The 11,375-nt window shown below is 56.7% G+C and carries 12 protein-coding genes; 1 reads left to right on the forward strand and 11 read right to left on the reverse strand.

The window, feature by feature from the left end:
- From Q0650_RS03745 to Q0650_RS03795, 11 genes are all read right to left on the reverse strand, one after another.
- A partial coding sequence (locus tag Q0650_RS03745; RefSeq protein WP_298816060.1) for a cellulase family glycosylhydrolase occupies positions 1 to 1,286 on the reverse strand: 1,286 nt, incomplete at its 3' end.
- Between the two features lie 181 nt (positions 1,287 to 1,467).
- Positions 1,468 to 2,436 (reverse strand): alpha/beta hydrolase, encoded by a 969-nt coding sequence (locus Q0650_RS03750; RefSeq protein WP_298816062.1) that lies wholly within the window; start codon positions 2,434 to 2,436, stop codon positions 1,468 to 1,470.
- Positions 2,437 to 2,481: 45 nt separating this feature from the next.
- A complete protein-coding gene (locus Q0650_RS03755) occupies positions 2,482 to 3,372 on the reverse strand; it encodes a phosphatidate cytidylyltransferase (RefSeq protein WP_298816064.1) in 891 nt (296 codons plus the stop codon).
- Positions 3,326 to 4,051: an isoprenyl transferase gene (locus Q0650_RS03760; protein WP_298816065.1), complete on the reverse strand. Its 726-nt coding sequence runs from the start codon at positions 4,049 to 4,051 to the stop codon at positions 3,326 to 3,328. The genes Q0650_RS03755 and Q0650_RS03760 overlap by 47 nt, the downstream gene beginning before the upstream one ends.
- A gap of 25 nt (positions 4,052 to 4,076) precedes the next feature.
- Positions 4,077 to 4,634, reverse strand: coding sequence for a ribosome recycling factor (gene frr, locus Q0650_RS03765; protein WP_298816066.1), 558 nt, complete (start codon positions 4,632 to 4,634; stop codon positions 4,077 to 4,079).
- Positions 4,634 to 5,368 carry a UMP kinase gene (gene pyrH, locus Q0650_RS03770; RefSeq protein WP_298816068.1) on the reverse strand — a complete coding sequence of 245 codons (735 nt, stop codon included), beginning with the start codon at positions 5,366 to 5,368 and terminating at the stop codon, positions 4,634 to 4,636. The genes frr and pyrH overlap by 1 nt, the downstream gene beginning before the upstream one ends.
- Positions 5,369 to 5,440: 72 nt before the next feature.
- Positions 5,441 to 5,968 carry a translation elongation factor Ts gene (gene tsf / locus Q0650_RS03775; protein ID WP_298816070.1) on the reverse strand — a complete coding sequence of 176 codons (528 nt, stop codon included), beginning with the start codon at positions 5,966 to 5,968 and terminating at the stop codon, positions 5,441 to 5,443.
- A 379-nt stretch (positions 5,969 to 6,347) separates the two neighbouring features.
- A complete protein-coding gene (rpsB, locus tag Q0650_RS03780; protein WP_298816072.1) occupies positions 6,348 to 7,064 on the reverse strand; it encodes a 30S ribosomal protein S2 in 717 nt (238 codons plus the stop codon).
- A 282-nt stretch (positions 7,065 to 7,346) separates the two neighbouring features.
- A complete protein-coding gene (gene tpx / locus Q0650_RS03785; protein WP_298816074.1) occupies positions 7,347 to 7,862 on the reverse strand; it encodes a thiol peroxidase in 516 nt (171 codons plus the stop codon).
- A gap of 130 nt (positions 7,863 to 7,992) precedes the next feature.
- On the reverse strand, positions 7,993 to 8,772 hold the full coding sequence (locus tag Q0650_RS03790) for an RNA methyltransferase (RefSeq protein WP_298816076.1): 780 nt from the start codon (positions 8,770 to 8,772) through the stop codon (positions 7,993 to 7,995).
- 85 nt (positions 8,773 to 8,857) lie between these two features.
- Positions 8,858 to 10,228: an ATP-binding protein gene (locus Q0650_RS03795; RefSeq protein ID WP_298816077.1), complete on the reverse strand. Its 1,371-nt coding sequence runs from the start codon at positions 10,226 to 10,228 to the stop codon at positions 8,858 to 8,860.
- Positions 10,229 to 10,733: 505 nt separating this feature from the next.
- Between Q0650_RS03795 and Q0650_RS03800 the strand changes: the two genes are divergently transcribed.
- A complete protein-coding gene (locus Q0650_RS03800; RefSeq protein WP_298816079.1) occupies positions 10,734 to 11,342 on the forward strand; it encodes a metal-binding protein in 609 nt (202 codons plus the stop codon).
- Positions 11,343 to 11,375: the final 33 nt, after the last annotated feature.

Here is an 11,375-nt window from a genome sequence, read left to right on the forward strand (position 1 = left end):
GTTCGCGTCGTTGCGTCAACCGACCAGATCACATCGAGCGCGAAGTTATTGCCACTGAAGCGGTATGCTTCCAGGCCAGAGCCATAGCCGGTAAACGATTGAGGAGGGAAGCGCACTTCATTAAGGCGTTCGATTGCTACTTTCATTGCAGTGTACGCGGGGCGAGGTTGCTGGTTACCGTCTAACAAACCTGAATCCTGCCATCCCGCGCCTTGCAAAGTATACCAGATGTACGCTTCTACCCCATTTGCGAAAGCTCGCATCGATGAGCGGATGAGATGATTTGCTTGCGCTTGCTCGTGCAGGGCAAGATTGCCGCAAGGTTGCCAGCAACGCAACCCGGTTTCGTTCAGAATAATCGGTTTATTTACGCCATACCGTTGTAGCACATCACGCAGAAACCGCACTTTACCGAGAGTTAACCCCCCGCGACTTGCCCAGACTCCCTGAGTGAGGTCAATGTCGGTATTACTGAGCGCCGGATAAAAGACTGCGTAAGCATGGAAAGCGAGAATGTCAAAGAAGGGAGCCGCTCCAGCTCGCAGCGCGCCTTCGAGAAAGTTAAACGGCTTGCCTTCGTGGGATGGCAAGGTATTAGCTGGTCGATCCATTAACAATCCACCGAAGATAACTTTTGCTCCTGGATCGGCAGTGCGGATTGCTGGCGTCACGACGCGAAGCATGCGCCCGTATCGTTCTCCCCCGTAGTATTCATCGTTTTTGTCACCCCAGCAACCGAATGGTTCAGTGCCACTGAGCAAAGACGGATCTACATCTGGCTCATTGCCCAATTCCCAGTAGCGCACGAAATATGGCGACTGACTGTAACGGGCAACAACGGCCTGGACAAAGGCTGCAAATTCATCATGGTATTCGTCAAGGATGGCGGCACAAATTTTACTGCTGTTACCGGTAGCCCAGGACGGGTGGTCGTCGATGATTGCCATTGCCTGCAATCCAAGCGCGCTGGCTGCCTGCGCTTCCTGCTCAAACTGCTGGAAACTGGGAGCATTCCAGTTTATCGGGCTGTCGGGCGTTGGCTGCGCTTCGCGCCAACTGATTGTATTGAGGCGCACCCAGTTGGCATTCATTGCGCCAGCTTGCGCGTATACTGCTGGATTATAAAGCGCACCAGTACTTGTTTCGAAACCAAACGGTTGAATACGGTTCGCTGATATTACCGGAACATAGATCGTGGTGACACTGGCAGGTTGCTGCGCTGTGGTTGTTGGGAGACTGCTGACGAGCGCGCAAATGATGAGTGCGATGGCGATGCGACTGTGCATTAGCTTTTCTCCTTGTCAGGTATACGTTGCCGCTTTTATGCTTTCGTGTCGCTCCTTGTGGTATGCGTTGCCGCTCTAATTCTTTTGAACAACACTGGCCACAAAACGATGAACACACTTTATATTCCTGAGACGGTTATAACACGAGATAACCTGATTGACAATGGAGATATTTTGGGAGCTACGAAGTAGCTCTGGCAGTAACTACGTCGCTCAACCACCCCATCATTTCGGCAAAATAGCGTTCGCGCGCCGGTTGTGGAGAGAGCGCCAGGTCATGAAAGCCGCCTTCAATGGCGATCATAGTCACATCATCACCGAGCAGAGGGCCATCGCGCCGCATGTGGGCGACATCGAGCACAATATCAGCCTGCCTGATTGCCGGACTGCCAGGAGTTGGCCAGGCCGAGCGGGCCGAGTGAGCAATCAAGATGGGGCAACGAATGCCGAGACCGCGGCGCAAACGGCGCTGGGCCAGCAAGATAGCGCGCGCTGTTCCCGCTCGCATCGGAATGCCGGCAACCGGTTTCCAGCGTTGATCAAATTCCCATTCACCGCCGGTACCGCGATAGATTGTCTCACCGTACACCGGTGAGAGTTTGCCGACAATTCGCGTTGGTTGGAGGCGCCCTAATAGCATCACCAGCGGAATAGAGGCGCGGGTAACCCGATCGATCATAAAATCAAAGAAGGGACTGTTGAGCGCCAGTGCGCCGATCCGGTCGCGTCGTCCGCCTTCGGCTGCGTACAGAGCCGTGACCAGGCCTCCCGCAGAATGACCGTGCAGAACGATCCAGGGACGATGATGTTCGGCGTCAATAACATCGATTGCCGCATCGATAAAGGGGTAAAAATCGGCAATGGCGCGGTAAAAACAGGGGATCTGATTGGGTTGCAATGCTCGTCCGTGTCCGGGCAGGTCGATAGCGTAAAAAGCGTAACCGTGAGCGCGAAAAACGTCAGCCAGATGGCTCTGAAAAAAGTAATCAGAATAACCGTGAACGTAGAGCACAGCCATCCCTTGACGTGGCGGATCGCACTGCCGCACCAGTACGGCATGGCCGCCGGCCACGTCGAGCGGTCGGGTCTCAAAGCCGGCCAGGGCCAGGTCAGGTAGCCATTGCTGTTGGGTGGTAGTCGGTGCAATCATACCAATTTCCTGGGGCGAATCCAGATTGCTGTCGGACGTAACCATTCATTGTGTGAAAAGCACAATAAGGTAATAAATGACCGGCCCGGTGAAGAGAATACTATCGATACGGTCGAGAATGCCGCCATGGCCGGGAATGATAAAACCGGAGTCTTTTACGCCAACCTGACGTTTGATCAGCGACTCGGCCAGATCACCGAGCGGGCCAAAGATACCGGCAGCGACTCCGAGGATCGTCGCTTCAAGCAGCGTGATCGGCAAGCCAAGCAAGGGAACGCAAAACAGGGCGGTAGCGATGGCGGCGGCCATGCCGCCGAAAAAGCCTTCCCAACTCTTCTTGGGGCTGAGAACAGGAGCCATTTGCGTTCGGCCAAAGGAACGACCAATAAAAAAAGCTCCCGTATCTTGCAGCCAGGTGATTGCCAGCGTGAAGAAAACCCAGGCTGCGCCAGGGGGGATCTGCGCGAAGGCCAGCCATCCCGGCTGAAGGGGAGTTTCCAGTTGCCGCAACAAAAGGTAACTGCTTAACAGGCCACCGACATAATACGCGCCGGCAAAGGTGAGCGCCCAACTGAGCAGGCTGGTCTGGCGATCGCGGCGAGCAATTTCACTCACCAGCGCGCCAATAATCGAGCCAAACACAACGACCAGGACGAGATCGATTGTCGTGAGAGGTTGGAAGAAGGTCGCGGCGCAGATCAGCCATCCGATTGCGATCCCCTCGATCAAGCGCGGAACATAGCCGCCGTGGCGCAGTATCGCAAACAATTCGCCGATAGCGAGCGCAATCACCAGGGCGGCAAGCAACACCGTAGTGGGCGGCCACCATACACCGGCAATGATCAGTGGCAGCAGCACCACCACACTGGCGATACGAGTTACTAGCGTATTAGCTCGACTCGAGGAGCCCGCCGAAGCGGCGTTCGCGCCTTCCATAATCAAGAATTGCCTGATGCAGATGCTCTGGGCGAAAATCAGGCCAGAACACCGGCGTAAACCAGTACTCGCTGTAAGCCGACTGCCAGATCAGAAAATTCGAGAGACGGCGTTCGCCACTGGTACGAATAATCATATCAGGATCAGGCAAGCCGTGAGTTGAGAGGTGTGCGCTGATGACTTCATCGGTTATCTGATCAGCGGGAATGCCGCTGGCAACGATAGCGCGCACCGCATCGACAATATCAGCGCGGCCACCATAGTTAAACGCAATTGCCAGAGTCAGACCGGTATTGTGACGGGTCAATTCAATCGCATAGTTCACTTTTTCGCGGAGATGGGGGCTGAGGCCTTCGAGGCGACCGAGGTGGCGCAAGTGAACATTCTGAGCGTGAAGATTACGGATCTCACGGTCGATGAAATCGCTCAGAATCTGCATCAGCCCCTGCACCTCAACCGATGGCCGGTTCCAGTTTTCGGTGGAGAAGGCGTACAGAGTCAGCACGCGCACACCAAGACGGGCGCATTCGGTGACAATGGGGCGAATGTTTTCGGTGCCGGCGCGATGGCCAGCGAGACGCGGCAAACCGCGCTGTTTTGCCCAGCGCCCGTTACCGTCCATAATAACCGCAATATGTTGCGGAATTTTTGTGCCGACTGGCATGCCATCCTGACTCATATGATCGCGCCTCTCAGCGATAGCATTAAACAGCCATCACTTCCGCTTCCTTTTCCGCGCCGATCTGTTCGAGTTCGCGAGTGCAGCGGTCGGTCAACTGTTGAATCCGTTCCTGACCACGGTGCAAGTCGTCTTCGCTGATCAATTTCTCAGCTTCCAGTTTTTTCAGATCATCGATCGCATCACGTCGCTGATTGCGCACTGAAATCTTTACCTCTTCGACACGATGACGCACCATCTTGACCAGTTCGCGACGCCGCTCTTCGGTCAGCGGCGGCACCGGCAGGCGAATGATCCGGCCATCGTTGCTCGGGTTCAGCCCCAGATCCGACTGCTGAATCGCCTTTTCGATTGCCTTGATCATGCCGGTATCGTAAGGCTGGATGACAATCATGCGCGCTTCAGGCACGCTGATATTCGCCAGTTGATTCAGTGGCATTGTTGTGCCGTAAGCCTCGACGTGTAAATGCTCAACCAGCGCTGCCGAGGCGCGTCCGGTGCGGATTGAGGCCAGATGATGACGTAGCGCCTCGGTTGCTTTCTTCAGATGCGCCTCATACTCGGATATGACATCGTTCAGCATTACGCGCCTCCTCGCTGATTACTTACCAGGGTACCAACGTGCTCACCCATGACAATCCGCTCGATGGTACCGGGTTCTAACGCATTAAAGACAATAATCGGCAGATTGTTATCCATGCAGAATGTCAGCGCCGTGCTATCCATAACTGTCAGGCCGCGGTTGAGTGCGTCGAGGTAGTGAATATGATCAAACCGGGTCGCCGCCGGGTTACGACGTGGATCGTCGTCATAAACACCATCGACGCCGTTCTTAGCCATCAAGATCACTTCGGCATGGATCTCGGCGGCGCGCAGCGCCGCCGCCGAGTCGGTTGTGAAGTAGGGATTGCCCGTGCCGGCAGCCAGAATGATGACGCGCCCCTTCTCGAGATGGTGCGTTGCCCGTCGTCGGATGTACGGTTCCGCTACTTCATCCATTTTAATAGCTGTCATTGCGCGGGTATCGAGGCCGTGGCGTTCGAGCGCGTCTTGCATAGCCAGCGCATTAATAATCGTTGCCAGCATGCCCATATAGTGCGATTGCGCTGCATCCATTCCGCGCTCAATGGCACGCTGACCGCGCCAGATATTGCCGCCGCCGACTACGACCGCAACCTCGACTCCGTGGCGATGAACCCGGCCAATCTCCTGGGCGAGGAAGTCGAGCATATCATAGCTGACGACCTCGCCATCGTTACCCTTAATCTGTTCACCGCTCAGTTTAATCAGAATCCGGCGATATTTTGGTTGTTGCATGGAACCACTCACCACTTAACAGTGAACCGGGCGGCTCGCGTTTCCACAAACCGCCCGGTCTAATATAAGACATCAAGCGCCAACTTCGTAGCGCACGAAACGCCGGACAACGATATTTTCGCCCAGTTTGGCGATCGCTTCCTTGATCTTTTCTTCGATAGTGCGGGCAGGGTCTTTGATAAACTTCTGCTCAAGGAGCACCGTCTCTTCAATGAAGGCCTGGCGCGACTGGCCGCTCTCGGCGATCATCTCGTCAGTCACTTCATTGACGCTAATGAAGCGCGGGTTGAGCGCAACGATATGCTGGGCAAGATCGTTGGCCAGTTGACCAAACTCGGCGGTGCGAGCCACGAAGTCGGTCTCGCAGCTCAGCTCGACCATTGCCGCAATGCGCGAGCCGTAGTGAACGTAGATGCCGATCAGACCCTCATTGGCTTCGCGGGTTGCCTTCTTCGCTGCCGCTTCGATCCCGCGTTCGCGCAAAATCTCGATAGCCTTGTTAATATCGCCGCCAGTCTGTTCGAGAATATCACGGCATTCCTTGATGCCGGCGCCGGTGCGTTCGCGTAATTCCTTTACCAGTTCAATTGATACCGCCACGGTATTGCTCCCTCTGCCTAAAGGTTTGATTCCTGTATGCCGTTGGATGCGAATAATAGTTCAGATCGCGCGACTGCCTAAAGGTTTGATTCCTGTATGCCGTTGGATGCGAATAATAGTTCAGATCGCGCGACGGAGGGGCGAGCGCCCCCCCGTGCAAGCCGGTTTGCGCTATCGTGACCGGAATGTGATTGCAAGTGATCGGCACTTGCCAGGCTCATCCGTTGAGCAACCGGTCGAGTGATGTATCGCTCGCGTTGATCCCTCTTCACGAGTTTGTCCAGAGGGGTAGCCGGTGATTGCCTGCTATGGAAATTGTACGCCTTCGATCAAGACAATGCAAACCGACGTTGCCGATTTCAGCAGGGCAATTCGGACATTACTCCTGCATCGCTTCAAGCCGTCGCATTCCCTCGATGGCGGCATCGGCAATCTTGCTGGCCATCAAGCGGATACCGCGAATGGCATCATCGTTGCAGGGAATGACATAATCGATTGGGTCGGGATCACAGTTGGTATCGACCATCGCCACAATCGGAATGCCCTCTTTGTCTGCTTCGCGCACTGCCAGCTCTTCTTTGCGCGGATCAACGATAAAGATCGCGCCGGGCAAGCGTTCCATACCCTTCAGGCCGGCAAAGACCCGATTCAGCCGAACGATTTTCTCTTCAAGTTTGGCAGCTTCTGCCTTGGTCAGACGGGCAAAATCGCCACGATCGCGCCGCTCTTCCAGATCGCTCAGCAGTTTCAGCCGGCGTTTGATCGTTGCGAAGTTGGTTAGGGTACCACCCAGCCAGCGCCGATTGATGTAAAACTGGCCGGCGCGTACCGCTTCTTCCATAATCGCTTCCTGGGCCTGCTTTTTGGTGCCGACGAAGAGGATCTTCTCGCCGCGCGCAGTAAGTTCGGTAATGAACTGATACGCTCGACTGAGTCCGGTTACCGTCTTTTGCAGGTCAATGATGTGGATGCCATTGCGGGCGGTGAAGATGTAGGGCTTCATCTTCGGATTCCAGCGATTGGTGGGATGGCCGAAGTGCGCGCCCGCTTCCAACAATTCACGAATCGTTACTACACGCGGCAATGTTTGACTCATAACCTTTCTTTGCTCCTTACTCTGGTCAAGACCACCTCCACCCGTCGTATCTCGCAGCCTGAACCGGTGATTACCGGCAGGAGCGGCTGCGCCTTCGGGTGTGCGTATTTGGCATTCTGCAATGCCGGCGAGCAGTATAGCATAAGGAAGCGCTGGCGGCAAGCGAAGTTGCCTGGCCGGTGTCGTGTCAAGCAGTGGTTAACAGATGGGGGGTAGCCGTCTTCATTAAATGTGGTGTGGCGACTGCGCCGGCCAGTGTGGTTGCAGTCGCCATGTTGATCGTTACAGTAGCGCTTTGAGCGCTTCTAGCGCGGCGTCGTAATTCGGTTCCTGACCGGCAACCGGCACGTATTCGCTGTAGCGGATGATCCCATCTCGGTCGACTACAAACACGGCCCGCTGCTCGATCCGGTAGGCAGGAACGTAGGTGCCGTAGGCCATTGCGAAATTCATATCGCGGTGATCGGAGAGAGTCTGGATGGCGTCGGCGCCATTGGCGCTGCACCAGCGGGCTTGCGCGAAGGGCAGGTCGGCGCTGACGGTGATAAATGAGGCCTGATCGGCCAACCGGGCTGCCTCTTCGTTGAAGCGGGTCGTTTGCTTGCTGCACACACCGGTATCGAGCGAGGGCACGACACTGATTAGCAGCGGTTTGCCAGCAAAATCAGCCAGCGTCACCGTCTGCATTTTGCTGTTGACCAGCTTGAAATCGGGAGCCTTGTCTCCAGGCTTCAGTTCAGGGCCAACGACGGTTTGGGGACCAAAGAAGACGAACGCTTCCGGGCGCTCGATGGTCATAGATGTTACTTCCTTTCCATACCAGAGCGTGTTGCCTGTATTGAATAGTGTAGAATACACAAGCAAAGTCTGTCAATATGCCGTTTGCAGGTATTGGAACGGTTCATCAGTCGAGAGGGTCTGCCCCCCATCAGTCGGGCATACGCTGCGATGACACTTGCTGTTCTTCGTTCGCCGGGTTGCGTTCGGTCGCGATCAGGCGTATCGCCTCACGCAGGAGCGCAGTGACGATGGCGGCATCGCGTTGGCTGAGCGCGGCGCGGGTGATGATCGCGCGCAGGCGTTGGCGGAGCGCCAGGCCATTGCCACTCTTGACGAAATGGGTGGCTTTGATGAGTGCGTCGATCACCGAAGCTAACTGATCGAGCGCGGCGAGTTCAGCCGGCGGTTCGGCGGGCGGCAATGGGGGAGCGGTCGGAGGCGAAGCTTGCTGTAGTTCATACAGGGTGAGCAAGACGGCTTGAGCGAGGTTGAGCGCGGGGTAGGCGGGATCGACCGGTAAACCGATAATCTCGTGGCAGCAGCTCAGCTCAGCCCGGCTGAGACCGTTGTCTTCGGCGCCGAAGAGGAGGGCTACCGGGCCTGCGGTGGCGGCGCGTTGGCGCGTTTCAACCGCCCACTGCCGCACATCGTTGCGCCACGGCAACCTGGGGTGAGGCCGGTCACTGGCGCCAACGAGATGGCGAATGTCGGCAATAGCGGCAGATAGATCGGGATAGATGGCGAGTGCCGACAGGATCGGATCGGGGCGATGGGCAACGGCGGCGATCGCAGCGCGATCGAACGGCGCCGGATCGACCAGACGCAGATGGCGAAAACCGGTGTTGAGCATAGCGCGCGCGACGGTGCCGATGTTCCGCGGATCGCGCGGGCGATGCAGAATGACAACGATCTCGTTCATCTCGTTCATAAGGATTTCAGGGATGATGCCATCCGAAACGCGGCGCTGGAAGCGCGCGTCCGGGCAACGCTTCATCAATGGCGGCAATACCGGGTCATTTGAGAATATAGTATGTAGCGCGCTTATCGCCCACCTTCAACAGCAGGCCACGATGTACCAGATCGGACAGATCGCGGCGGATCGTCTCGGCGCTCACGTCGGGATACAGATCTTGCAGATCGCGATTAGTGATGCGCTGCTGTTCCACCACAAACAGGAGCGCATTGATTTGACGCTCATTCAATCCCATCCGACGCCAGGCCGTGGTATCGACCCCACCGGGCAGCTCTTCGGCCATCGGTTGACCGGGCAGGATGACAAGGAACCCAGCCGCCGTCTCGCGGAAGGTGGCGGGCGGCAAACCGGCAGCGGCAAGCTGGCGCAGCATGCGATCGATCCCATAACCAAGGCGCTCGACCAGACCAAGATCGGCTAACACTTGCACGATCGCAGGGTTGCGAGAGAAGCGTTCGGCGCGGATATTATCGAGCGTGACGTGACCGGGCAGGCGTCCGGGTGAATAGACTTCAAGACGGTTACTGAAGAGGGTAATCCGGATCCGATCACCACGCGCAGCGTAATCACGATGGGCAGCGGCATTGACCAGCGCCTCGCGCACGGCGCCAGGCGGAAACTGAATCCAATCTTCGCGTTCTAAACCGACCATGCGCGATCCTTTGCGCATATGCTCGTTGAGCCAGCGTTCGGCGCGGCGGATCGCTTCGGGTAGCGGCGCGCAGATGTCTTCCCGCTCGAATACGTCATCCGGCTCGCGACCGCGATAGCGCACCAGCGTGATCTCGGCCTGGGGAAAATGAGCCGCGACATCGCGACCGAAAAGGATCAGGCCGGCGTTGGTGGGGACGCCATCGATCAGGCACCCGCGACGGGTCAAGAGCGCCAATGGATCATCGCCAGCGGGCGGTCCGACGCGGCGGGCATAGGCGGTGATCAGGTCGATATCGAGATCGGCCAGACTTACGCCGGGAGGAAGCTGTCGTTCCCAGCCAAGATCGGCCCGTTCGCTCAACAGGCGGTACAGCGCAGCCGGCGCCAGCGGTTGGTTGGCGGCGCCTTCACGGCGCAGGTAGCGACCATTGACCGCATAGACATACGGCAATCCTGCCGGCACTTCGACTACCAGCACCGGCATCTCCTGATAGACAACCACTTGTGGCAGGGGAATGATCAGGGGCGGTGCGCATGAGAGGGCTGCGGCAAGCGCCAGCTCGGTGGCGGCGACAGGATCGCGGAGCGGGGCCAGTTGTGTCCCGCGACCGCCACTCATAATCAGCGCGCCTCCGTGGGCATTGGCCAGCGCTGCCAGCGTCTCGGCGATCTCATCGGCGCGCTGCCGGTCGCTTGCGAATGCGAGCCGTGGCCCCGGCGGCTGGCCGGGTAAATCGGCAAGAGATGGCAGTTCCATGCAAACCTCCCCGAAGAGCGAACACACGTGCTATTATAGCAGAAAGGTTGGAAGAGCGGGGAAAATCCAGGATTTGTGCGTTACAATGGCGAAGAGGTGATTCTGACAGGCTAGACCTTGACATCGAATATAGTGGTCTGATAGAGTAAGAGCGGCAGAATTCCCTTTCACATTCAGTCATTTCCGTGTGTAGCGCGCCGCGATAGAGCAAACTTTGTGAGTGCGCTTGCGTCACATGAACGGATTTTGGATAAATTATAATTATTTTGCCTGTTTTCAATTCTTCACTGCTCTGGATACTCTATCTTTGAAAAACTGTGATCAATACAGCTTCCTTCTGCTGTTGATCGCGTTTTTGCTACCCTGGATTGGCCCGTTAACGCAAGATCGGAATGCTTTCGCGTCAGGATTGGCGGGACACGCACTCATCCTTATTTGGGTTGATGACGTTTCAACTGTCCAGACCGCTGTTGCGTTCGGTGCCGTCAAAGTGATTCTGAGTACTATGCCATCAGCTCGCACTCACGATCTCATTACCGTTTTCAGCGGCGCGGCATTAACTCCGCTGGCCTATTCCTGGTATCTCAATCATGCTCAGCTTGCGCCGCCGACGGCTCTGGCCTGTAGTCTCTGGTTGGGCGGGGCGCATCTCGTGTCGGGGATCATGTTTTCTCCCGATCTCGATCTCGATTCGGCGATTGATAATCGCTGGGGGGTCTTGTTCTGGATCTGGCGTCCATATATGTGGTTGATCCCGCATCGCGCATTTTGGAGCCATAGCCTGGTCATCGCCCCACTGTTGCGGTTAGGTTATTTTGCCGGCGTGGTGTATGGCTTCCTGTTTGGTCTGGTCTGGTTGCTCGGTCAACTCGGCCTCACTGCGCCGGCCTATCATCGCGAAGTAGCGGCCTGGGTTGGGGGGCTGGTGGCGATCTATCCGAATGAAACATGGGCATTTCTGATCGGGTTCTGCACCGGAAGCGCAGCTCATACGATCGCTGACTGGCTGGTTACGAAAGGGAACTGGTTGCTCGGCGGTTATGGCCGGAGACTCCGGCGACGCTATCGCAATCACGATCAGTGGGTACCGCCTCGCGAACGAATGCGACGGTGAACATATTCAGCATCTGCGTCGTCTGTTGTATGT

The organism is uncultured Chloroflexus sp. (assembly GCF_937129525.1).
GTDB lineage: Bacteria > Chloroflexota > Chloroflexia > Chloroflexales > Chloroflexaceae > Chloroflexus.

Bases quoted from the DNA above. Each gene is read 5' to 3' on its own strand.
- tpx (WP_298816074.1), bottom strand. From the start codon at position 7,862: ATGACCATCGAGCGCCCGGAAGCGTTCGTCTTCTTTGGTCCCCAAACC.
- Q0650_RS03790 (WP_298816076.1), bottom strand. From the start codon at position 8,772: ATGAACGAGATGAACGAGATCGTTGTCATTCTGCATCGCCCGCGCGAT.
- rpsB (WP_298816072.1), bottom strand. From the start codon at position 7,064: ATGAGTCAAACATTGCCGCGTGTAGTAACGATTCGTGAATTGTTGGAA.
- Q0650_RS03750 (WP_298816062.1), bottom strand. From the start codon at position 2,436: ATGATTGCACCGACTACCACCCAACAGCAATGGCTACCTGACCTGGCC.
- pyrH (WP_298816068.1), bottom strand. From the start codon at position 5,368: ATGCAACAACCAAAATATCGCCGGATTCTGATTAAACTGAGCGGTGAA.
- frr (WP_298816066.1), bottom strand. From the start codon at position 4,634: ATGCTGAACGATGTCATATCCGAGTATGAGGCGCATCTGAAGAAAGCA.
- Q0650_RS03755 (WP_298816064.1), bottom strand. From the start codon at position 3,372: ATGGAAGGCGCGAACGCCGCTTCGGCGGGCTCCTCGAGTCGAGCTAAT.
- Q0650_RS03795 (WP_298816077.1), bottom strand. From the start codon at position 10,228: ATGGAACTGCCATCTCTTGCCGATTTACCCGGCCAGCCGCCGGGGCCA.
- Q0650_RS03760 (WP_298816065.1), bottom strand. From the start codon at position 4,051: ATGAGTCAGGATGGCATGCCAGTCGGCACAAAAATTCCGCAACATATT.
- Q0650_RS03800 (WP_298816079.1), top strand. From the start codon at position 10,734: ATGCCATCAGCTCGCACTCACGATCTCATTACCGTTTTCAGCGGCGCG.